General features: G+C 68.7%; 21 protein-coding genes. 13 read left to right on the top strand and 8 right to left on the bottom strand.

The features are described 5' to 3' along the window. The first annotated feature begins 171 nt into the window (after positions 1 to 171). Positions 172 to 1,608 carry a pyruvate kinase gene (gene pyk, locus AAFF27_25040; protein ID XAH23207.1) on the top strand — a complete coding sequence of 479 codons (1,437 nt, stop codon included), beginning with the start codon at positions 172 to 174 and terminating at the stop codon, positions 1,606 to 1,608. A gap of 192 nt (positions 1,609 to 1,800) precedes the next feature. On the opposite strand, the gene AAFF27_25035 is transcribed toward pyk, so the two are convergent. From AAFF27_25035 to AAFF27_25020, 4 genes are all read right to left on the bottom strand, one after another. Then, positions 1,801 to 2,793 carry a helix-turn-helix domain-containing GNAT family N-acetyltransferase gene (locus tag AAFF27_25035; protein XAH23206.1) on the bottom strand — a complete coding sequence of 331 codons (993 nt, stop codon included), beginning with the start codon at positions 2,791 to 2,793 and terminating at the stop codon, positions 1,801 to 1,803. A 128-nt stretch (positions 2,794 to 2,921) separates the two neighbouring features. Further along, positions 2,922 to 3,695 (bottom strand): DUF481 domain-containing protein, encoded by a 774-nt coding sequence (locus AAFF27_25030; protein ID XAH23205.1) that lies wholly within the window; start codon positions 3,693 to 3,695, stop codon positions 2,922 to 2,924. A 109-nt stretch (positions 3,696 to 3,804) separates the two neighbouring features. Then, positions 3,805 to 4,401: a phosphatase PAP2 family protein gene (locus AAFF27_25025; GenBank protein ID XAH23204.1), complete on the bottom strand. Its 597-nt coding sequence runs from the start codon at positions 4,399 to 4,401 to the stop codon at positions 3,805 to 3,807. Further along, a complete protein-coding gene (locus AAFF27_25020) occupies positions 4,388 to 5,122 on the bottom strand; it encodes a phosphatase PAP2 family protein (protein XAH23203.1) in 735 nt (244 codons plus the stop codon). Before AAFF27_25020 ends, AAFF27_25025 begins: the two co-directional genes overlap by 14 nt. A gap of 159 nt (positions 5,123 to 5,281) precedes the next feature. Between AAFF27_25020 and fba the strand changes: the two genes are divergently transcribed. The 5 genes from fba to AAFF27_24995 all read left to right on the top strand — a co-directional run bounded on the left by fba (position 5,282) and on the right by AAFF27_24995 (position 9,196). Further along, positions 5,282 to 6,346, top strand: coding sequence for a class II fructose-bisphosphate aldolase (fba, locus tag AAFF27_25015; protein XAH23202.1), 1,065 nt, complete (start codon positions 5,282 to 5,284; stop codon positions 6,344 to 6,346). Positions 6,347 to 6,464: 118 nt separating this feature from the next. Beyond that, a complete protein-coding gene (locus tag AAFF27_25010; protein XAH23201.1) occupies positions 6,465 to 7,115 on the top strand; it encodes a hypothetical protein in 651 nt (216 codons plus the stop codon). 53 nt (positions 7,116 to 7,168) lie between these two features. Continuing rightward, the gene (locus AAFF27_25005) at positions 7,169 to 8,083 is read left to right on the top strand and encodes a phosphoribosylaminoimidazolesuccinocarboxamide synthase (protein XAH23200.1); all 915 of its coding nucleotides are present in this window, start codon (positions 7,169 to 7,171) and stop codon (positions 8,081 to 8,083) included. Positions 8,084 to 8,172: 89 nt separating this feature from the next. Continuing rightward, on the top strand, positions 8,173 to 8,754 hold the full coding sequence (locus AAFF27_25000) for a DJ-1/PfpI family protein (protein ID XAH23199.1): 582 nt from the start codon (positions 8,173 to 8,175) through the stop codon (positions 8,752 to 8,754). A gap of 67 nt (positions 8,755 to 8,821) precedes the next feature. Then, on the top strand, positions 8,822 to 9,196 hold the full coding sequence (locus AAFF27_24995; protein ID XAH23198.1) for a ribbon-helix-helix domain-containing protein: 375 nt from the start codon (positions 8,822 to 8,824) through the stop codon (positions 9,194 to 9,196). Positions 9,197 to 9,200: 4 nt separating this feature from the next. Here the strand turns inward: AAFF27_24995 and AAFF27_24990 are convergent, their stop codons facing one another. Continuing rightward, positions 9,201 to 10,121, bottom strand: a complete 921-nt coding sequence (locus AAFF27_24990) for a tetratricopeptide repeat protein (protein XAH23197.1) — start codon at positions 10,119 to 10,121, stop codon at positions 9,201 to 9,203. Positions 10,122 to 10,224: 103 nt separating this feature from the next. On the opposite strand from AAFF27_24990, the gene purE reads away from it, so the two are divergent. From purE to AAFF27_24970, 4 genes are read left to right on the top strand one after another with little or no spacing between them, the layout of a single operon-like run. Further along, positions 10,225 to 10,713 carry a 5-(carboxyamino)imidazole ribonucleotide mutase gene (gene purE, locus AAFF27_24985; protein XAH23196.1) on the top strand — a complete coding sequence of 163 codons (489 nt, stop codon included), beginning with the start codon at positions 10,225 to 10,227 and terminating at the stop codon, positions 10,711 to 10,713. Next, on the top strand, positions 10,710 to 11,888 hold the full coding sequence (locus AAFF27_24980) for a 5-(carboxyamino)imidazole ribonucleotide synthase (protein XAH23195.1): 1,179 nt from the start codon (positions 10,710 to 10,712) through the stop codon (positions 11,886 to 11,888). The genes purE and AAFF27_24980 overlap by 4 nt, the downstream gene beginning before the upstream one ends. 14 nt (positions 11,889 to 11,902) lie before the next feature. Continuing rightward, complete coding sequence (locus AAFF27_24975) at positions 11,903 to 12,907, top strand: L-threonylcarbamoyladenylate synthase (protein ID XAH26323.1); 1,005 nt, start codon at positions 11,903 to 11,905, stop codon at positions 12,905 to 12,907. A 56-nt stretch (positions 12,908 to 12,963) separates the two neighbouring features. Beyond that, on the top strand, positions 12,964 to 13,932 hold the full coding sequence (locus AAFF27_24970) for an SGNH/GDSL hydrolase family protein (GenBank protein ID XAH23194.1): 969 nt from the start codon (positions 12,964 to 12,966) through the stop codon (positions 13,930 to 13,932). Positions 13,933 to 14,007: 75 nt separating this feature from the next. Here AAFF27_24970 and AAFF27_24965 read toward each other — a convergent pair whose 3' ends face one another. The 3 genes from AAFF27_24965 to dacB form a co-directional block, all read right to left on the bottom strand. Continuing rightward, complete coding sequence (locus tag AAFF27_24965; GenBank protein XAH23193.1) at positions 14,008 to 14,757, bottom strand: OmpW family outer membrane protein; 750 nt, start codon at positions 14,755 to 14,757, stop codon at positions 14,008 to 14,010. 32 nt (positions 14,758 to 14,789) lie between these two features. Next, complete coding sequence (locus AAFF27_24960; GenBank protein ID XAH23192.1) at positions 14,790 to 16,325, bottom strand: prolyl oligopeptidase family serine peptidase; 1,536 nt, start codon at positions 16,323 to 16,325, stop codon at positions 14,790 to 14,792. A 218-nt stretch (positions 16,326 to 16,543) separates the two neighbouring features. Beyond that, positions 16,544 to 17,941, bottom strand: a complete 1,398-nt coding sequence (gene dacB, locus AAFF27_24955) for a D-alanyl-D-alanine carboxypeptidase/D-alanyl-D-alanine-endopeptidase (protein XAH26322.1) — start codon at positions 17,939 to 17,941, stop codon at positions 16,544 to 16,546. 115 nt (positions 17,942 to 18,056) lie between these two features. Between dacB and tsaB the strand changes: the two genes are divergently transcribed. From tsaB to AAFF27_24940, 3 genes are all read left to right on the top strand, one after another. Then, positions 18,057 to 18,785: a tRNA (adenosine(37)-N6)-threonylcarbamoyltransferase complex dimerization subunit type 1 TsaB gene (gene tsaB / locus AAFF27_24950; GenBank protein ID XAH23191.1), complete on the top strand. Its 729-nt coding sequence runs from the start codon at positions 18,057 to 18,059 to the stop codon at positions 18,783 to 18,785. 6 nt (positions 18,786 to 18,791) lie between these two features. Next, positions 18,792 to 19,268, top strand: a complete 477-nt coding sequence (gene rimI / locus AAFF27_24945; protein XAH23190.1) for a ribosomal protein S18-alanine N-acetyltransferase — start codon at positions 18,792 to 18,794, stop codon at positions 19,266 to 19,268. 194 nt (positions 19,269 to 19,462) lie between these two features. Continuing rightward, positions 19,463 to 20,158 (top strand): uracil-DNA glycosylase family protein, encoded by a 696-nt coding sequence (locus tag AAFF27_24940; protein ID XAH23189.1) that lies wholly within the window; start codon positions 19,463 to 19,465, stop codon positions 20,156 to 20,158. Positions 20,159 to 20,165 lie beyond the last annotated feature (7 nt).

The following is a 20,165-nucleotide window of genomic DNA, read 5'->3' as shown; positions in this document are numbered from 1 at the left end:
CGGCCTGGCAAAGCCAGTTCCGCGGCGGTTTGCGCTTGGCCCGCTCCGCGGCCTTTTGTCATGGGGGAGAGTTTCACCGTGGTTACGGCGGGCGTTTTGGCGGCGTGTGAGAATGATCTTTCGCCATTCGCACTTTCCGTGCACATACCGAAAAAGCCCAGGAGACTCCCCATGCGCCAGCGCCGTGCGACCAAGATCGTTGCCACCCTCGGACCCGCTTCCAGCGCTCCCGACATGCTGGAGCGCATGATCCGCGCTGGCGTCAACGTGGTGCGGCTCAACTTCAGCCACGGCACGGCGCAGGACCACATCGACCGCGCGCGCCTGGTGCGCGAGGCGGCCACCCGCGCCGGCCGCGAGGTGGCGATCATGGCCGACCTGCAGGGCCCCAAGATCCGCGTTGGCAAGTTCGCCGAAGGCAAAGTGCTGCTGGAGCAGGGCGCGCCCTTCGTGCTGGACGCCTCCCGCACCGAGCTCGGCGACATCGCCGGCGTGGGCCTGGACTACAAGGAGCTGCCGCGCGACGTGAAGGCGGGCGACATGCTGCTGCTGAACGACGGCCTGATCGTGCTCAAGGTCGATCGCGTGCTGGGTGAGCAGGTGCTCACTACCGTGAAAATCGGCGGTGAACTGTCCAATAACAAGGGCATCAATAAGCAGGGCGGCGGCCTGACCGCGCCGGCGTTGACGGCCAAGGACATGGAGGACATCAAGACCGCGATGAGCTTCCAGGCTGACTACGTGGCCGTGAGTTTCCCCAAGAACGCCACCGACATGGAAATGGCGCGCCAGCTGTGCAACGTGGCCGCGGCCCAGTACCGCCACAAGCCGGGCCTGATCGCCAAGATCGAGCGTGCCGAGGCCATCCCGCACCTGGAGGAGATCCTCAAGGTCAGCGACGGCATCATGGTGGCGCGCGGCGACCTGGCGGTGGAAGTCGGCAATGCCGTGGTGCCGGCGCTGCAGAAACGCATGATCAAGCTGGCGCGCGAGTACGACAAGGTGGTGATCACCGCCACCCAGATGATGGAAAGCATGATCACCAACCCGGTGCCCACGCGCGCCGAGGTCAGCGACGTGGCCAATGCCGTGCTGGATGGCACCGACGCCGTGATGCTGTCGGCCGAGACGGCCGCCGGCCGCTACCCGTTGGAGACCATCATCGAGATGGCCGCGATCTGCGCGGCGGCGGAAGACGCCGAAGACGTCAAGCTCGACGCCGACTTCACCGGCCAGACCTTTGGCCGCATCGACCAATCCATCGCCATGGGCGCGCTGTTCACCGCCCACCACCTGGGCGCCAAGGCCATCGTGGCGCTGACCGACAGCGGCTCGACCGCGCTGTGGATGAGCCGGCACCGCATCCACATACCGATCTACGCGCTCACGCCCAAGATCGCCACGCAGCGCAAGATGGCGCTCTACCGCAATGTGCGGCCCCTGCTGATGGACAGCAGCGTGGACCGCGACACCGCGCTGGCCGACGCCGAGCAGCACCTGAAGAGCCGTGGCATCGTCGAAGGCGGCGATGTCTACGCCATCACCTGCGGCGAGCCCATGGGCGCGCCCGGCGGCACCAATATGCTCAAAATTTGCCGAGCGACCTGACCAGGCGGTCTTTCCGCGAATTCTTGTAACTACTCAGCCCCACATCGTTCGGGCAGAGCTTGTCGAAGCCCTGCCACCCATTGCCAAGCCCAACGATCGGCTCTGGGCGAACGGAGGTGGGTGGTTGCGAATTTTGGTGAAAAATGCCTCTAGCCCAGGTGTCGCCTGGGCTAATAGCTATATATTTTGTAGCTAATCTGTTTTGCTGGGCACGGGCCGCATCCGCCGAAAGCGCTGTTCGGTGGTCTCCTTGCCCCACTGCGCGGCGCGCACTTCTTCCACCAGCGCAAAGCCGGCGTCGTCGTACAGGCGGCGCGCGGCGTCCAGGCCGCTCAGGGTCCAGAGGTCGGTGGCCGGGTAGTCCTGGCGGTCGCAGAAGGCCGTGGCACGGGCCAGCAGGCGCCGGCCGGTGCCGCTGCCGCGCAGGCCGTCGTCCAGGATGAACCAGCGCAGGTGCGCGGTCTGGGGGCCGAAGTCGTCGGCATCAATGGCAATCGAGCCCACCACCGTCCCGCCGCGCAATGCCACCCACAGCGCATTGCGCGGGTCGTCCAGCCGGCCCGCGAAGTCGGCCAGCTCGCGCGCCAGCTTGGCCTCGAAGAAGCGGCCAAAGCCTCTTTCGCGCGCGTAGTAGCGCGCATGCATTTCCACGATGCGGCCCAGCGCGCCGGGCGGCAGGCCGCGCTGTATCTCCACCGAGGGCTGCGCCGGCGGCGGTGCGTCGGCGGCCTGGCTGGCGCGCAAGGCCTCGGCGTAGGTGGCCAGCGCCTTCACCACGCTGCCGTGCTGCTGCGGCGGCAAATGCGCCAGTGCGCACTGCACCTGGCTGCGTGCGAAGCAGTGGATTTCTTCCACCTGCGCGCGGCCCTGCGCGGTCAGGGCCAGCGACTTCTCGCGGCCGTCAGGCCGCGTCGCCTGCTGCGCCACGCTGCCGGCCGCCACCAGGCGGGCCAGCAGGCGGCTCACGCTGGATTTCTCCAGCCGCAGCAGCCGGCCCAGGTCGCCGGCCGTGCATTCACCGCTGCGCTCCAGTTCGATCAGCGCATGCACCGCAGAGGGCGACAGCGCCGTGCCGGCCAGCGTGGTGTCCATGAAGCCCAGTTCGCGCACCAGCGCGCGCGAGGCGACACGGATGGCTTCCACGGTATCGGAGAGGGAATCGACGACAGGTGTGCGTGCATTCATAAGGTTGCATTGTGCAACCAAATCGACATTGCAGGGTGAGCCATGTTGTTGCGCACAGCCCGTCCACCGGCCAGCCACGGCTTATCCACAGCTTTGTCCCCATGCGGATGGGGCTGGGCCTGCAGGTACTAGTCGAAGCGCAGCGACACGCCGGTGACGAAGGCGGTGTCGATGCGCTTGAGCCCCACGCCAGGGTCGGTGTTGTAGCGGTAGGTGAAGCCGGCCGTGAGGTTGAGCCTTGGCGTCATCGCCACCGACAGGCCGGTGTCCAGCGAGGCGCGGTAGGAACCCCGGTCGGTCAGGTTGGGGAACAGGATCACCTTCTGCCGCAGCTTGGTGGTGTCGCTCAGCTTGTGGCTCGACTCCTCTGCCATCACCAGCTCGGTACGGCCGTATTCGGACCGCGTTTCGCCCAGCACTTCGGTGGCGAGCACGTAGGCGTCCTGCGTGTAGCCCAGGCCGAGCGAGATGTCGAGGCTGTTGTCAGCGTCCTTGAGCAGGTGGCGGCCAAAACCGCCCGCGATGGAGTAACGGTGCCCGATGTTGGAAGGCCGGTCCCACAGCATGTCCGCCGAGCCGAACTTGAAGGAATTCACCGAGATGTCGCGGTTGTACTGCGAGCCCAGCTCATAGCGCTGCGCCGATTTGGCGCCGTCCACCCGGCCATAGTTGAGCGAGCCATGCACCGTCAGCTTGTCGTCTTCGGTGACGCGGGCCGCTTCGCCGCTGGCGTTGACTGCCGTGGTGTCGCTGTTGCCCGAGGTGGCATTGCCGCCGGCGGAGAAGAGGTAGCGCCATTGGCCGTCCGGCTTGAGCGTGACCTGTGCCCATACGCCAGGGGAGAAACCAAGCACGACGGCTGAGCCGACGGCCAAGGTGTACGCGCGCAACTTCAAGTCCATTCCTTCCTGCTTTTTTGGGCGGCCACGAGTCGGGCGGGCCGCAAGCAGGATGGTGCACCGCATCGGCCCACCGGTTCCCATCCGGACTGGAACGAGTTGTATCGAATTGCTAGCGCGCCGGGGCGGCCGGCTGCAGCGGCTCGATGGGCACGGCCACCGCCGCCGGCGCCGGGCCGGCCGCGCGCCGTGCCGCGACCCAGCTCCAGAGCGCGTGCACGGTGTAGGCCGCAGCCGTGCCGACCAGGGCGCCGCCCAGCACGTCAGACGGGAAATGCACGCCCAGGCACAGCCGGCTCCAGGTGATCAGCAAGGCGCTGGCAAACGCGGCCACCACCACCGTGCGCGCCAACTGGGCACGCAGCAGCGCCACCGCGAAGGCAAACGCGCCGGTGGCGTGCAGGCTGGGGAAGCCGTTGCCGTCGCTATGCGGAATCCACTGCCGGCCCAGGCCAAAGGCGGCCGGCCGCGGTATCTGCAACTGATCGCGCAGCCAGTGCGTCACCAGCCAGCCCAGCACCAGCGCCAGCCCGGTCTGCACGGCAGCCACGCGCAGCCGGCGGCTGCCGCGCACGGTGGCCAGCGCCAGCAGCACGATGGACAAGGCCGGCAGCACCTGGGATGCCAGGCGCGCCAGCGTGATGACCACGGCCGGCGTTTGCGGGCCGGCGTTGGCCCATAGGAACAAGGCGATTTCAGGCGACTGCATGGGGCGGGTGTTCTGCGCCGAAGCGCGTGCGGAGGACGGTGCTGACCACATCGACCAGCCAGGCGATGGCCCAGCAGATCCAGGCGGTCCAGAGAGTGTGGCTCATGAAGTGCGCGCCGCGCATCTGCTGCGACAGGCCCAGCAGCAGCCCGGCGCCCAGGGCGGCGGCCAGCCACCAGCGCGCGGCACGCGGCGCGGCCGTGCGCAGCACGAACCAGCCGCCAATAAAAGCAAAGCCGGCAGAGGCATGGCCCGCCGGAAAGCAGCGGCCGCCGCCGCCGTCGGCCACGCCGAATGTCCAGTGCGACACGTAGGGCGCCGTGCCGCCGAACATGCTCAGGTCCCAGGGGCAACTGGTGTGGCTGGTGGATTTCAGCAGGCTCACGGCCAGCAAGGCCAGCAGCGTCGTCACCACCAACTGCAGCCGGGCCGGCCGGTCTACCTGGCGCAGCGCGCCAAAGGGGCGCCAGACGGCCAGTGCCAGCAGCGCCAGCAACAACCATGAGAGCGTGCGCATGCCGCCATGCAGGGCCTGGTCGAACAGCCAGTTGTCGCGCAGCGCAAAGCCGTGGGCCGAGCCAAACCAGCGTGCCAGCGGCAGGTCCAGCCCGGAGGCATCCCACAACAGCAGCAGGGCCAATCCTGCGGCCGTATAGCCTGCAAGGCGTCGGCCCGCTGGCGTGGGCGAAGATGGGTGGGCAGGCGAGGCTGGGCGCAGCATGGCGCGCACTGTAGGGCCCCAGCCTGAACCTTTTGTGAACGCCGCCATTGGCGCCTGTCATCTGTGGCGCGTGGCCACCTCGCTAAAATCCTCGGGTTACAGCGCCGTTACCAAGCGGCGCGCACCGCTTCCCTCAACCCCCCTTTCCGGACCACGACCATGGCACTAGTCTCGATGCGAGAGTTGCTCGACCACGCCGCCGCCAACGGCTACGGCATTCCCGCCTTCAACGTCAACAACCTGGAGCAGGTCCAGGCGGTGATGGAAGCGGCCAAGGAAACCGGTGCGCCGGTGATCCTGCAGGCCAGCGCGGGCGCGCGCAAATATGCCGGCGAGGGCTTCATCAAGCACCTGATCCAGGCTGCGGTCGAGAGCTACCCCCACATTCCGCTGGTGATGCACCAGGACCACGGCCAGAACCCGGACGTGTGCCAGGGCGCGATCGACCTGGGCTTCAGCTCGGTGATGATGGACGGCTCGCTCGAAGGCGACGGCAAGACCATCGCCAGCTACGAATACAACGTCGACGTGACCCGCAAGGTGTCGCAACTGGCGCACCGCGTGGGCGTCACGGTCGAGGGCGAACTGGGCTGCCTGGGCTCGCTTGAGACCATGAAGGGCGACAAGGAAGATGGCCACGGCACCGACGACACCATGACGCGCGAGCAGCTGCTGACCGACCCCGAGCAGGCCGCCGACTTCGTCAAGCAGACCCAGATCGACGCGCTGGCGATTGCCATCGGCACCAGCCACGGCGCCTACAAGTTCACGCGCGAGCCCACCGGCGACATCCTGGCGATCGACCGCATCAAGGAAATCCACCGCCGCATTCCCAGCACCCACCTGGTGATGCACGGCTCGTCTTCCGTGCCGCAAGAGCTGCTGGCCATCATTCGCCAGTACGGCGGCGACATGAAGGAAACCTACGGCGTGCCCGTCAAGGAAATCCAGGAAGCCATCAAGCACGGCGTGCGCAAGATCAACATCGACACCGACATCCGCCTGGCCATGACCGGCGCGGTGCGCAAGTTCCTGTTCGAGAACCCCGAGAAGTTCGACGCCCGCGAATGGCTCAAGCCCGCGCGCGAGGCCGCCAAGCAGATCTGCAAGCAGCGCTACATCGAGTTCGGCTGCGAAGGCCAGGGCGCCAAGATCAAGGGCGAGACGCTGCAGGTCGTGGCCGCCCGCTACGCCAAGGGCGAGCTGGCCCAAGTGGTGAACTGAGCCGCCGTGCCAAGCCCCGGGGCCGTCGCAAGGCGGCCCTTGTTATTTAGTGTTGCGGCCCGGAGGCCGACCGTAGACTGTGCTGCCCCGGCAATGCCTGCTTCCACGCCGCGCACCCATGCACCGTCGTCGCCCCTTGTCGTCTCTTGCAGCGGCCCTGTGGCTGGCCGGCCTGGCCGCTCTGCAGCCGGCGGCAGCGCAAGGGCAGGCGGACAAGGGCGAATGGACACTCTACGGCGGCCAGATGATCGCCAACGACCTGCCGCCGCTGGCCTTCGACCTGGTCACGGGCAAGGTCCGCACCAAGCATGCCTACCTGCTTGGTGTCGGCTACAGCCTGCCGCTGCCGCCTCCGCCCCACTGGCTGGACAGCACCCTGGCGGCCATCGGCATGCACGGCGCCACGGCCGCGCTGGACCTGATCGCGGTGCAGCACGGCGGCGCGGAGCACAATCCGGAAGTCAACCTTGCCTATACCGTGCGTTCCCGCTATGCCGACTTTGGACCGATGCGCCTGCGCGTAGGCGCGGGCATGGGCCCTTCATTGGCGCTGGGCCGGCCCGCAGCCGAGGATGGCCCGACCGAGACCTCGCCCCGGCGCCCGCGTTTCCAGAACTATGTCGGCCTGGAGGTGGAAGCCCGCCTGGCGGACATGCCCGATACCGGCCTGCTGCTGCGGGTGCACCATCGCTCGGGTGCCTATGGCCTGATCGCGCCGAACAATGTCGGTGGCAATTTCATCGTGCTGGGGCTGCGCCACAGCTTCTGATCTGCATCCCTTCCTGGCGCCTTTGCGCGCCGCGCTGACGGACAATCCTTCTCATGACCGCTCCCCTCGCCCTTCATACCTCTGCCCTGACCTCCCTGCCGCTGCTTGCCCGCGGCAAGGTGCGTGACAACTACGCCGTCGGCGACGACCGCATCCTGATGGTCGCCAGCGACCGGCTCTCCGCCTTCGACGTGATCATGGGCGAGCCCATCCCCGGCAAGGGCGTGCTGCTGACGCAGATGGCGCTGTTCTGGTTCGACAAGCTCGGCCACCTGTGCCCGAACCACCTGACCGGCGACGCGCCCGAGAGCGTGGTGAGCGCCGCCGAAATCCCGCAGATCAAGGACCGCTCCATGCTGGTCAAGCGCCTGAAGCCGATCCCGGTCGAGGCCGTGGTGCGCGGCTACCTGGCCGGCAGCGGCTGGCAGGAATACCAGCAGACGCAATCGGTGTGCGGCGTGCCGCTGCCCGCCGGCCTGAAGAACGCCAGCCCGCTGCCCGAGCCGATCTTTACGCCCGCGGCCAAGGCCGCCATGGGCGAGCATGACGAAAACATCAACTACGAGCAGGTCGTGGCCATCGTCGGTGCCGAGCTGGCCGCGCAGATCCGCGACACCAGCATCGCCATCTACAAGGCCGCCGCGGCGATTGCGCGCGAGCACGGCATGATCATTGCCGACACCAAGTTCGAGTTTGGCCTGGATGCAGACGGCAAGCTGGTGCTGATGGACGAGGTGCTCACCCCCGACAGCTCGCGCTACTGGCCGGTGGAAGGCTACGACGCCGCCTTTGCCGCCGGCAGCAACCCGCCCAGCTACGACAAGCAGTTCGTGCGCGACTGGCTGGAGGCCGTGCGCCTGCACGGCAAGCCCTGGGACAAGACCCCGCCCGCGCCGCGCCTGCCGCAGGACGTGATCGAGAAGACGGCAGCCAAGTACCGCGAAGCGCTGGAGCGGCTCACCGGCTGAGCGCGCATGTAGTAGCGGGCTAACACCCGCGCCGGCCGGTACGTGGGAAGAATGGCGCTGCCCTTCTATCCACTACCCAGGAGACAACCATGGCCGGCAAAAAGATTCTGATGATCTGCGGTGACTACTGCGAGGACTACGAAACCATGGTGCCGTTCCAGGCACTGCTGGCCGTAGGCCACACCGTGCATGCGGTCTGCCCCGACAAAAAAGCCGGCGACCAGATCAAGACCGCCATCCACGATTTCGAAGGCGCGCAGACCTACAGCGAGAAGCCAGGCCACAACTTCACGCTCAACGCCACGTTTGCCGACGTGCAGCCTGCGCAGTACGACGCCCTGGTGCTGCCCGGCGGCCGTGGCCCGGAATACCTGCGCACCTACCCGGCGGTCATCGCGGCGGTACGGCATTTCTTCGACACCGCCAAACCGGTGGCCGCCGTCTGCCACGCCGCCCAACTGCTGGCGGGTGCCGGCGTGCTGGCCGGGCGCACCTGCTCGGCCTACCCGGCCTGTCGCGCGGAAGTCGAGCTGGCTGGCGGCACCTATGCCGACATTGCCGTGGACAAGGCCTGGACCGACGGCAACCTGGTGTCGGCACCGGCCTGGCCGGCGCACCCGGATTGGATTGCGCAGTTTTTAGTGGTGCTGGGCACGCGCATCACGCACTGAGGGCTCGCGCGCTTGACGGGCTGCGGGGCGGGTCGGAAGATGCCCTGGATTCCGACGGAGACAAACCATGTGCCAAGTCTTTATCAGCGCCGCCCCTGCGCTCTATGAATGCCGTGCGCGTTCGGTGCGCCTGCATGGCGTGGCCACCAGCATCCGGCTGGAGAACCTGTTCTGGCAGGTGCTGGAAGAGATCGCGGGGCGCGACGGCATGAGCGTGCCGCAGCTGTGCGCCAAGTTGCACGACGAGTTGCTGGCCGAGCGCGGGGCTGTGGATAACTTTGCCTCGTTCCTGCGCGTGTGCTGTGGCCGCTATATGGCGCTGCAGCTGTCCGGCGGCATACCGCAGGACACCTCGATCCCGATCCGCAGCCTGAACGCGGGCCGTGTGCTGGCCACCGAGCGCAGGCCCGCCGGCAGCCACGCGGCCCGACAGGCTGCCTGAAAGCTCAGCTCAGCACGACCGAACTCAGGCGGCGGCGGTAGGTCGCCACCACCGGGTCATCTGGCGGGATCTGGCCGTCGGCCACCTTGGGCTTGATCGGCTCGATGAGGTCCAGGATGGCGATGTAGGTCTTGCGCGCCAGGTCTTCGCTCCAGGCGCGGTCGCGCATGAGGATTTCCAGCAGCTCGTCCATCGCAGCCGTCCATTGCTGCTCTGCCAGCAGCAGGCGGGCGCGGCCAAAGCGCGCATCAAAGTCGCGCTTGTTGGCAGCGATCTTTGCATCAAAATCGGCAATAGCCGGCGCCGCACCTTGGCCTGGCGCTGCGAAATCAATAGCGTTGATCCAGTGCTGCAGCGAGCCAAGGCGGCGCACCGTGGCGGCCTTGGAGATCACCGGTGCAAACGCCACCTTGGCATCGTCGGTGTGGCCCAGCGTCAGCAGCAGCTTGACGTAGTCAAAGCGCGTGTCGTCATTGGCCGGATCGGTGGCGACGGCGTGCTGCAGCTTCTCCAGCGCGGTGCTGGTGTCGCCCTCGGCCAGCGCCTCCTGGGCCTGCTCTTCTTCCTCGGCTGCGGCGGCCTCGTCGGCGCTGGGCACGTGCTTGTCGAGGAAGGTACGGATCTGCGCCTCGGGCACGGCGCCGACAAAGCCGTCCACCGGCTGCCCGCCCAAAAACATCACGCAGAAGGGGATGCTGCGCACGCCGAACATCTGCGACAACTGCTGCGAGATCTGCGGCACCTTGTCGGCGTCCAGCTTGGCCAGCGTGAAGCGGCCGGCGTACTCGGTTTCGAGCTTTTCCAGCACCGGGCCCAGCTGCTTGCATGGCCCGCACCACTCGGCCCAGATGTCCAGCAGCACCGGCTGCGTCATGGAGCCGTCAATCAGTTCGGACTGGAAATTTTCTAGGGTGATATCGATCATGGCGGGTAGCTTGGGAGCTCAACTCGTTCCAAAAGTAAAATTAGAGGTTGCTTCACATCACACCACGGACGGTGCCGGCGACGGCGCAGGCCCTTCCTTAGCTATGACATCCCTCTCCATTGGCGTGGTCATGGGCTCCAGCTCCGACTGGGACACCATGCAGCACGCGGTCCAGATTCTCCAGCAATTCGGCGTGGCCCATGAGGCGCGCGTGGTCTCGGCCCACCGCATGCCGGACGATATGTTCGCCTACGCCGAGTCGGCCACGGCGCGCGGCCTGGCGGCCATCATCGCCGGCGCTGGCGGTGCGGCGCACCTGCCGGGCATGCTGGCGGCCAAGACCACGGTGCCGGTGCTGGGCGTGCCGGTGGCCAGCCGGCACCTGCAAGGCGTTGATTCGCTGCACAGCATCGTGCAGATGCCCAAGGGCATCCCGGTGGCTACCTTTGCCATCGGCACGGCCGGCGCGGCCAATGCGGCGCTGTTTGCCGTGGCCATGCTGGCGGTGAACAACCCGGCGCTGCGCGCGCAGCTCGATGCTTTCCGCGCCGAGCAGACTGCCGCCGCGCGCGCCATGGCGCTGCCGGTATGACGGCGGCTGTCACCTTGTTGCCGGCGTCGACCGAAGTGACGCTGGGCGTGGTCGGCGGCGGCCAGTTGGGCCGCATGTTCGTGCATGCGGCGCAGTCCATGGGCTATTTCACGGCGGTGCTGGACCCAGACCCGCTGAGCCCGGCCGGCCGCGTCAGCCACCACCACGTGCAAACCGGCTACCTCGACCCGCAAGGTTTGGCGCAGCTGGCCGATTTGTGCGTGGCCGTCACCACCGAATTCGAGAACGTCCCCGCCGCCGCGCTGGCCACCTTGGCCGAGCGTCTGCCGGTGGCGCCGGCCGCCGCCGCCGTGGCCATCGCCCAGGACCGCGCCGCCGAGAAGGCGCACTTTGTGCGCTGCGGCGTGCCCTGCGCGCCCTACGCGGTGATAGAGACGGCCGAGCAACTGGCGGCAGTCGACGCCGCCCTGCTGCCCGGCATCCTGAAGACCGCACGCCTGGGCTACGACGGCAAAGGTCAGGTGCGCGTGGCCGACCGCGCCGCGCTGGCCGCCGGCTGGGCCCAGTTGGGGCAGGCGCCCTGCGTGCTGGAACAGATGCTGCCGCTGGCGGCCGAATGCTCGGTGATCGTGGCGCGTGGCGCCGACGGCACGGTGGTGCACCTGCCGGTGCAGCGCAACCTGCACCGCGACGGCATCCTGGCGGTGACCGAGGTTTTTGAAGGAAATATCCCTCTAGCCCAGGCGCAGTCTGCGCTAGTAGCTGCGAAATCAATAGCAGATGGCCTGAACTACGTCGGCGTGCTGTGCGTGGAATTCTTCCTGCTGGAGGACGGCCGGCTGGTGGTCAACGAGATCGCGCCGCGCCCGCACAACAGCGGCCACTACAGCATCGACGCCTGCGACCTGTCGCAGTTCGAGCTGCAGGTGCGCACCATGGCCGGCCTGCCGCTGGCCGCGCCGCGCCAGCACAGCCCGGCGGTGATGCTCAATTTGCTGGGCGACCTGTGGTTTGCCCGCGGCGCCACCGAAGCGCGCACGCCGCCCTGGGACCAGGTGCTGGCCTTGCCCGGCGCGCATCTGCATCTGTACGGCAAGCAGTCCGCCTCGCGCGGCCGCAAGATGGGGCACCTGACCTTCACCGCTGCCACGGCCGACGCCGCGCGCGCGGCGGCGCTCCAGGCCTGCGCCGTGCTGGGCCTGGAACCGTTTTGAGCCTGGGTGTATCGATGATCCTCGACGGCCAATCCCCCGACGCCATCGCCCAGGCCGCCGATGTGCTGGCCGCTGGCGGCCTGGTCGGCCTGCCGACCGAAACCGTCTACGGCCTGGCCGCCGATGCCTCCAGCGACGCCGCCGTGGCGCGCATCTTTGCCGCCAAGGGCCGGCCCAGCGACCATCCGCTGATCGTGCACGTGGCGCCGGGCGCTGCCGGCGCCGTGCCGGAAGGCGTGGCGCACTTTGCCGGCGCGCTGCCAGACTTTGCCGAGCGCCTGATCAAAGCCTTCTGGCCCGGGCCGCTGACGCTGATCCTGCCGCGCCGCGCCGGCGTGGCCACGGCCGCGGCCGGTGGCCAGGACTCGGTCGGGCTGCGCTGCCCCTCGCACCCGGTGGCGCAGGCGCTGTTCACGGCCTGCGTGGCGCGCGGTGTCATGGGCCTGGCCGCGCCCAGCGCCAACCAGTTCGGCCGGGTCAGCCCGACCACCGCAGCCCATGTGCAGGCCGAGTTCGGCAACAGCCTGCCGGTGCTGGATGGCGGGCCTTGTGCGGTCGGCATCGAATCCACCATCGTCGACTGCACCCGTGGCGCCCCGGTGCTGCTGCGCCCCGGCGCCATCACGCGCGAGCAGGTGGCAGCGGTCTGCGGCCTGCCGCAGGACGGCGCCGCGCTGCAAGGCCCGGCGCCGCGCGCCTCCGGCACGCTGGAGGCGCACTACGCGCCCAGCGCCAAGGTGCGGCTGATGGACGCGCGCGCGCTGCAGACCGGGCTGGACCTGCTCGGCCCAGAGGCCAGACACCTGGCCGTCTACGCGCGCACGCCGCTGCAGGCGCGCTCGGCCGAGGTGGTGTTGCGCCGCATGCCCGACGACGCCGAGGCCGCCGCGCAGCAGCTGTTTGCCGTACTGCGCGGCTTTGACGAACAGGGCGTGCGCCTGATCTGGATCGAGACGCCGCCCCCCGATGCCGCCTGGGAAGGCGTGCACGACCGTTTACAAAGAGCCGCGGCGGCTTGACGTCGCCTGATCCGCGCGCTCGTTACACTCATCGCCACATTTCTGGAGATTTCCCAATGACTGCAATCTGGTTGCGCCGCACTGTCCTGCTGGCGGCGTGCGCATCGGCGGCGCTGCTGGCCGCCTGCGGATCGAGTACCGTCGAATCCGCTGTCCGGCCCACCCGTATCGTGGCGTTTGGCGATGGCCTGAGCGATCTGGGGGAAAACGGTGGCCACTACACCGTCAACGACGGCAGCGTCAATATCTGGACGCAGCAGTTCGCGGCAAGCTACGGCCTGACGCTGACCACGGCCTCGGCCGGCGGCACCAGCTATGCACAGGGCAACGCGCGCATCGCGCTCACCCCTGATGCGGCCGGCAGCACCAGCACCAAGACGGTGACGCAGCAGGTCGATACCTTCCTGGCGTCTGGCAGCACCATTAGCGGCACCGACGTCTTCGTCATCAGTGGCGGCACCTCGGACGTCATCACGAACCTGGCCGCCTACTCGGCCGGCACGCTGAGCAGCGCGCAGTTCCTGGCCAACATGGCAACCGCCGGCCAGGCCCTGTCCGCGCAGGTGCGGCGCCTGCTCACGGCCGGCGCCAAGTACGTGCTGGTGTCGGGCGCCTATGACATGAGCCGCTCGCCGCTGGCGATCGCGCGTGGCCAGACCGACATCCTGAGCCAGGCCAGCCTGCAGTTCAACAACACGCTGCTGGTGAACATCGCCGATCTGGGCAACAACGTGCTCTACGTCGACGGCGCCTACTACTACAACCTGCTGACCGGCCTGCCCGGCACCTACAGCTTCCAGGATGCGACGACCGTGGTCTGCACCTCGGTGGATTCCGGCGCCGGCATCGGCACCGGCACCGGCCAGATCAACTCGGCCCTGTGCAATACCAACACCCTCATCGGCACCATCCCGAGCAACCTTACCTACAACAGCTACATCTTTGCCGACAACGTGTACTTCACGCCGGCAGCCCAGCGGCTGTTTGGCACCTACGCCTACACGCGTTTCACGGCAAGGTTCTAGGCTCACCCGGCTCAATGAAAAAGGCCCGCGGGACGTATGTCCCGCGGGCCTTTTTGCTGCGTGCGGCGTGTGGTGTCAGAAGCGGTAGCCGGCCGACAGGATGAACACCGTGGGCCGGAACTTGACGTCGATCTCGCGCGCTGTGCCGGCGGTGGTGGCGGTCAGGCGGGTCTTCACGCGGGCGGTGGCCAGCGAGGTGTGGATCGACCAGCGCTCGTTGAACTTGTACACCACGCCGATCTGCGCCGCCAGGCCCCAGGAGTCGCTGAGCCGGATGTCCGTCGGGCCGCCATTCAGGGCGTTGCCGGCCGCCGTCGAGGTGCGCTTGTCGAAGTTGGTGTAGTTGACGCCCAGCCCGACAAACGGCCGCCAGCGGCTTTGTGCGTCGCCGAAAGCGTAGTTCAGGAACAGCGTGGGCGCCATCTGGCGCACCTTGGCGATGGTCTGGCCGTTGAAGCCCTGCACGTGCGCCGGCAGGTTGGGCGACAGCTGAGCCTGGACGTCATGGGTCGGCGGGTAGCCCATGGCCAGCTCCACCTCCAGGTTGTCGTTGAGCGCGCGGGAGACGGAGAAGAACAGCGTGCTCTTGTCCTCCACCCGCAGGCTCACGCCCGAGGGCGGGCCGGGCAGTAGCGGGCCGACGGCGTCGGTGGCGCTTGAGTGCGGGGAAAAGTGCGAGAAGCCCACACGCACGGTGTAGGGGGTGGACGGCGTGGGCGAGGACAGCGAGTCCAGGAAGGACGAGGCGCCGGATTGCTGCGCCATGGCGGCGCCGCCCGAGGCCAGCAGCAGGCCGGCCGCAGCGAGGGATGTAGTGAGTTTCATGGTGTTGTTCCTCTGAGGGGCGGACGCTGTGCTCAGCCGCCGGCGGCCAGTACCTGTTGGAAGAAGCCGCGCGCGGCCGCATTGCAGAACGGTGGCACCAATGAGCCGTGGTAGGCCGTCACCACCGCGGTGGCGCCGCCGGCGCTTGCGGTAGCGGCCTTGGCCTGCGCAAAGCCGGCCTTGAGCGCGGCGAACGGGTCGGTGGTGGTGGCTGCGGCTTCCAGGTCCAGCACCGTCAACGCTGCAGCGGGCAGGCCGCGCGCCTGGAAGAAGCCGGCCGTGGCCTGGGTGCTGGTGAAGTTCACCGTCGGGTCCTGGGCGCCGCCGCAGAAGAACACCGGCTTGTTGGGCACGAAGTTGCGCAGGTCGTTGGCCACTGCGGCCTTGCGCATGCCCGTCGTCGGGCTGCAGGCCAGCGGCGTGGTGGACGAGAGCGAGGCTGCCGTGGGCGGGAACGCATTGCCGGGGCAGGCGTTGCTGAGCACGTCGGTCGCGCTGGCGGTCAGGAAGCTTTGGCGCAGCAGGTTGTTGGCGCCATAGAACACCGCGAAGGCCGACGTCGCCGGGCCGGGCACGGCATTGGCCGGGAACAGCGCGGTCTGCGGCAGCTTGCCGGTGGAGAACAGCGTGGCCATGGGCGTGGTGCTGGGCAGCAGCGTGTCGATGCCGGTGGCGTACTGCGCCTCGTACAGGTCGCTGGTGCTGCTGTAGACGTAGCCGAACTGCTTTTGCCAGCTGGTGGACAGCAGCGGCACGAACACGGTGGAGCCGAGTGCCGGCGCGCCCAGCGTGGTGTAGTCCATCAGCAGGCTGATGGCCGAGGGCGCTGACAGGGGCGCGCCCGCGGTCACCGTCTGGCCGGCGGCCTGCATGGCGCGCTGCGTGGCCAGCGCCACGTAGCCGCCTTGCGAATAGCCGGTGATCAGCAGCTTGCCCGAGTCGCTCGCGCCGCCGAGCACCGGCAGCGCCTTGCGCGCGGCGGTGAGCGAATCGATCATGTCCTTGGACTGCTGGTCGCCGTTGAGGTAGGGGTGGTAGGACAGCTTGGAGACGTCGTAGCCGGCGTAGTTGGGCGCCACCACGATGAAGCCCTGCGCCGCATACAGCGCGGCGATCAGCGAGGCCTCGTTGGCCGCAGAGCTGTTCGCGCCGACGATGTCGGCGATGTTGTAGGCCTTGTCGGTGGTGGTGCCGTGGGCATAGAGCACGATCGGGCGCGCGCCGGTGCAGGCGGCATCGGTGCCGGTTGGCACCATCAGCGCGCCGCTGGCGTTGGTGGCTTCGCCCTGGCCGCCGACCGTGCCGTACTGGATGTAGTGGAAGTTGACCCCGCACTTGGGCGTGCCCGCGATCTGCAGCAGTTGTGTGCCCGAGGCGCTGCCCTTCAGGCGATCGGTGAACTGCTGGGCGCTGAGGTTCGTCACCCGCAGCGGCGGGTTGTAGACCAGCGAGCCGCGTGCGCCGCTGTTGTCCACCGTTTCGCTGCCGCCGGTGTCCGAGCCGCCGCCGCCACAGGCGGCCAGCAGGATGACGGCGCTGCCGATTGCCAGCGTGTGTAGGGTGTTCATCCGCATCTCCTAGGTACTGTTGGAATGGTTTTTTCTGAAAATAGAACGAGCGTTCTTTTTTCCGATACCCATCGTAAGCAGCGATATCCCTACGTATCTACGGGGTAAGTACTAGCGTGGGCGGCCACCAACAGACGCGCCGCGCGCCTGGCGGGCGACGCGCAGAAATTTGGATAAAAAGTGCCTCTAGCCCAGGTCCTGCCTGGGCTATTAGCTATTTATTTGGAAGCAACGGGTTCGGGCTGCTGCGCCGTCCAGTCGACCAGCGCATCGAAGGCCGGCCGGGCGGCGCCGGCGTTGGGGTGGTTGACGATGGCCACCAGCACCCAGCGCCGGCCGTCTTCGCCGTGCACAAAGCCGGCCATGGCGGCGACGTCGCGCAGGCTGCCGGTCTTCAGGTGGGCGCTGCCGCTGCGCGCGCGGCTGCGGCGCAGCGTGCCGTCGATGCCGGCAATGGGCAGCGAGGCCAGCAGCTCGGGCATCTGCGGCGAGCGCCAGGCGGCCTGCAGCATGTGCGCCAGGCCCAGCGCGGTGATGCGCGCCTCGCGGCTCAGGCCGGCGCCGTTGTCCACCAGCGGCACCGGGTCGGTGGCGCTGATGCGCTCGCGCCACCACTGCTCGACCACCGCGCGCGAGCCCTCGAAGCTGCCGGTGCCGCGCGCCTGCAGCGACAGCGTGAGAAAGAGCTGCTGCGCCATCACGTTGTTGCTGTATTTGTTGATGTCGCGGATCACCTCGCCCAGCGGCGGCGAGGCCACCTGCAGCGTCGGCGCCTTGCCCGCCGGCGCGCGGCCGTCGCGCACGCGCCCGCTGATGCGCCCGCCCAGCTCGCGCCACATGCCTTCCACCGCGCGCTCGGCATAGCTTTGCGGGTCGGCATAGGCCATGGGCCAGGCCTTTTCACCGCAGGACGCTGGAAAGCTGCCGGCCAACGCAATGCGCGTGGCGTCGAGCACATTGGCCTGCAGCCCCGTGCGCCAATCGCCGCAAGCGCTGCCAGCAGGTGCCAGCGGCACGCGCTGCGGCAGGCGCACGCCGGCCAGCGGCGGCTCCATGCTCACCAGCGCGCTGCCGGCGGCCGGGTCGGGCACGAAGTTCAGCACCACCGACTTGAAGTTGAGCAGCAGCGCATCGGGCGCGGCGTTGTAGGGCCGGAACGGCTCGCCGTCGAAATCGGCCGGGTCGTGCGCCGGCAGCGCAAAGGCGCTGTGGTCGAGCACGATGTCGCCGGCAATGCTGCGCACGCCCTGCGCCTGCACCCGGCGCAGCAGCAGCCACAGGCGCTCCAGCACCAGCGCCGGGTCGCCCTGGCCGCGGATCGTCAGGTCGCCCTGCAGCGTGCCGTTGGCATCCACCGGGCCGCCCAGGAAGACCTGGGTGTTCCAGAGATAGGCGGGCCCCAACAAATCAAGCCCGGCATAGGTGGTGACCAGCTTCATCACCGAAGCCGGGTTGACCGCCGCCTGGGCGCGCAGCGCCACGCGCGGCGTGCCGCCAGAGGCCTCGGCCACCACCACGGCCACGGCATCGCGCGGGATGCGGGCACGCGCCAGCGCGGCGTCGACCTCGGGCGGCAGGCTTTGCGCCGCTGCGGTGGCGCACAGGCCAAGGGTGATACAGGCCGCAGCGATGCAGCGATGAAGGGCGGATGACAGGTGGTAGGGCACGGCGGGCCAAGGTGCAGGAACAGTGGCCGGCCAGTCTATCGGGCCAGCGTCGATAATCCCGCCAATGCAGATCGATTCGTCCGCGCCCTTGCTGGCCTTCGACACCAGTACCGAACTTCTTTCGGTGGCGCTGCTGCACCAGGGGCAGCTACGTACCCATACCGGCGCCGGCGGCGCCCAGGCCTCGGCCACGCTGATCCCGGCCGCGCAGGCGCTGCTGGCTGCGGCCGGCATCGGCTTTGCGCAGTTGGGCGCCATCGTCTTTGGCCGCGGCCCTGGTTCTTTCACCGGGCTGCGCACCGCCTGCGCCGTGGCGCAGGGCCTGGCCTACGGCGCCCGCCCGGGCGGCCTGCCGGTGCTGCCGGTAGACACCTTGCTGAGCGTGGCCGAGAACGCGCGCCACCAGCACGGCTGCACCCAGGTGGTCGCCGCCATGGACGCGCGCATGGACGAGGTCTACACCTGCGCCTACCAATACGACGCGCCCAGCGCCCAGTGGCGCATGCAGGGCGAGCTGGCCGTGCTGGCGCCCGAGGCCGTGCGCGTGCCCGCCGGCTGGACCCTGGCCGGCAATGCCCGCGCCGCCTATGGCGAGCGCCTGGCCCCCCGCGCGCCCGCGCTGGCCGCCCAGCCCGGCGCCGAAGCCCTGCTGCGGCTGGCGCCGGCCTTGATCGCCGCCGGCCAACTGGTGCCTGCGGCCGAGGCGCTGCCGCTGTACATCCGCGACAAGGTCGCCAAGACCACGCTTGAGCGCGAGGCGGAACGCGCCGCGCGTGTGGTTAACTCAGAGTGAGCCTGCATGAGCGCCTTGCCCGAGCCGATCGAAGCCCGCTTCGAGCCCATGACAGCGGAGCTGTTCGACCAGGTGCTGCCGGTCGAACAGGTCGCCTACACCCATCCCTGGACGCACGCCAACTTTGCCGACTCGCTGGTGGCCGGCTACCAGGCGCAGTGCCTGTTTGGCGGCCAGAGCCTGCTCGGCTACTTTGTCGCCATGAAGGGCGTGGACGAGGTGCATCTGCTCAACCTCACCGTGGCGCCAGCGTTCCAGCAGCAGGGCTGGGCGCGGGTCATGCTCGACGGCCTGGGCACCTGGGCGCGCGGCCAGGGCGCGCTCTGGTTGTGGCTGGAGGTGCGGGTGAGCAACCTGCGCGCCCAGCATGTGTACGAGCAGCACGGCTTTCAGCGCGTGGGCATGCGCAAGCGCTATTACCCCGCAGTGGACAACGAGCGCGAAGACGCCGTTGTAATGAGCCTGCGCCTATGGAGCCAATGAAACATCCCCCCAGGCTATGCGCTACGCGCTTCGCCAACCCCCCTTCTGCTGCGCGAAGGGGGGCACCGCCAGCGGCCTGGCAAAGCCAGTTCCGCGGCGGTTTGCGCATGGCCTGCTCCGCGGCCTTTTGGGCCTTTATGCCTCGTGCGTCGCGGACGTCGCGTTGCGTGGTGAATAACTGAGGATGCTGTCCCATGGGACTTGATTTGGACCCGCGCCAGCGCGCCATGCTGGAAGAAATGGGCGTGACCGTGTGGCAGCCGCTGCCTCAACCGGTTGTGGCTGTAGAGGCAGCGCCGCCAGTGGTGGCGCCACCCCCGCCGCCGCCAGCCCCCGCGCCTCGCCCGGCCCCGCCACCACCGCCTGCCCGCGCACCGGCAGCCGCGCCGGCCCCAGCCCAGCCCAGTGCCGGCACCACGGTGCAGGTCGGCCCCTGGCAGGCGCTCTATCCGCTGCCGGACGACCCGGCCCTGCCGACCTGGCTGGTGCTGGCTGAAAGCCCGGGCGGCGAGCTGCTGGCGGGCGATGCGGGCAAGCTGCTGGACAACATGCTGCGCGCCGCGCAACTGCACCGCAGTGCGCGCGTGTTTGGCGCCGTGGTGGCGCGTGATGCCGCCGCGCTGCCGGATGGCAGCGCCCTGGCCGCAGGCCTGCAACAGGCCGTGGCCGAGCACCGGCCGGCGCTGGTGCTGGCCATGGGCCGCCTGCCTGCGCAGTCGCTGCTGCAGTCCACCGAGCCGCTGGGCCGCCTGCGCGGCCAGGCGCATGACTGGCAGGGCGTGCCGGTGCTGGCCACCTACGACGCGGCCTACCTGCTGCGCGCGCAGGCCGACAAGGCGCGCGCCTGGGCCGACCTGTGCCAGGCGCTGGCCGTGGTCGCTGCTTCGTAAAATCGCC

It is taken from the genome of Xylophilus sp. GW821-FHT01B05, from assembly GCA_038961845.1.
Lineage (GTDB): Bacteria > Pseudomonadota > Gammaproteobacteria > Burkholderiales > Burkholderiaceae_C > Xylophilus.
This window is presented reverse-complemented; position numbering and strand designations above follow the sequence as displayed.

Bases quoted from the DNA above. Each gene is read 5' to 3' on its own strand.
- pyk (XAH23207.1), top strand. From the start codon at position 172: ATGCGCCAGCGCCGTGCGACCAAGATCGTTGCCACCCTCGGACCCGCT.
- AAFF27_25035 (XAH23206.1), bottom strand. From the start codon at position 2,793: ATGAATGCACGCACACCTGTCGTCGATTCCCTCTCCGATACCGTGGAA.
- AAFF27_25030 (XAH23205.1), bottom strand. From the start codon at position 3,695: ATGGACTTGAAGTTGCGCGCGTACACCTTGGCCGTCGGCTCAGCCGTC.
- AAFF27_25025 (XAH23204.1), bottom strand. From the start codon at position 4,401: ATGCAGTCGCCTGAAATCGCCTTGTTCCTATGGGCCAACGCCGGCCCG.
- AAFF27_25020 (XAH23203.1), bottom strand. From the start codon at position 5,122: ATGCTGCGCCCAGCCTCGCCTGCCCACCCATCTTCGCCCACGCCAGCG.
- fba (XAH23202.1), top strand. From the start codon at position 5,282: ATGGCACTAGTCTCGATGCGAGAGTTGCTCGACCACGCCGCCGCCAAC.
- AAFF27_25010 (XAH23201.1), top strand. From the start codon at position 6,465: ATGCACCGTCGTCGCCCCTTGTCGTCTCTTGCAGCGGCCCTGTGGCTG.
- AAFF27_25005 (XAH23200.1), top strand. From the start codon at position 7,169: ATGACCGCTCCCCTCGCCCTTCATACCTCTGCCCTGACCTCCCTGCCG.
- AAFF27_25000 (XAH23199.1), top strand. From the start codon at position 8,173: ATGGCCGGCAAAAAGATTCTGATGATCTGCGGTGACTACTGCGAGGAC.
- AAFF27_24995 (XAH23198.1), top strand. From the start codon at position 8,822: ATGTGCCAAGTCTTTATCAGCGCCGCCCCTGCGCTCTATGAATGCCGT.
- AAFF27_24990 (XAH23197.1), bottom strand. From the start codon at position 10,121: ATGATCGATATCACCCTAGAAAATTTCCAGTCCGAACTGATTGACGGC.
- purE (XAH23196.1), top strand. From the start codon at position 10,225: ATGACATCCCTCTCCATTGGCGTGGTCATGGGCTCCAGCTCCGACTGG.
- AAFF27_24980 (XAH23195.1), top strand. From the start codon at position 10,710: ATGACGGCGGCTGTCACCTTGTTGCCGGCGTCGACCGAAGTGACGCTG.
- AAFF27_24975 (XAH26323.1), top strand. From the start codon at position 11,903: ATGATCCTCGACGGCCAATCCCCCGACGCCATCGCCCAGGCCGCCGAT.
- AAFF27_24970 (XAH23194.1), top strand. From the start codon at position 12,964: ATGACTGCAATCTGGTTGCGCCGCACTGTCCTGCTGGCGGCGTGCGCA.
- AAFF27_24965 (XAH23193.1), bottom strand. From the start codon at position 14,757: ATGAAACTCACTACATCCCTCGCTGCGGCCGGCCTGCTGCTGGCCTCG.
- AAFF27_24960 (XAH23192.1), bottom strand. From the start codon at position 16,325: ATGAACACCCTACACACGCTGGCAATCGGCAGCGCCGTCATCCTGCTG.
- tsaB (XAH23191.1), top strand. From the start codon at position 18,057: ATGCAGATCGATTCGTCCGCGCCCTTGCTGGCCTTCGACACCAGTACC.
- rimI (XAH23190.1), top strand. From the start codon at position 18,792: ATGAGCGCCTTGCCCGAGCCGATCGAAGCCCGCTTCGAGCCCATGACA.
- AAFF27_24940 (XAH23189.1), top strand. From the start codon at position 19,463: ATGGGACTTGATTTGGACCCGCGCCAGCGCGCCATGCTGGAAGAAATG.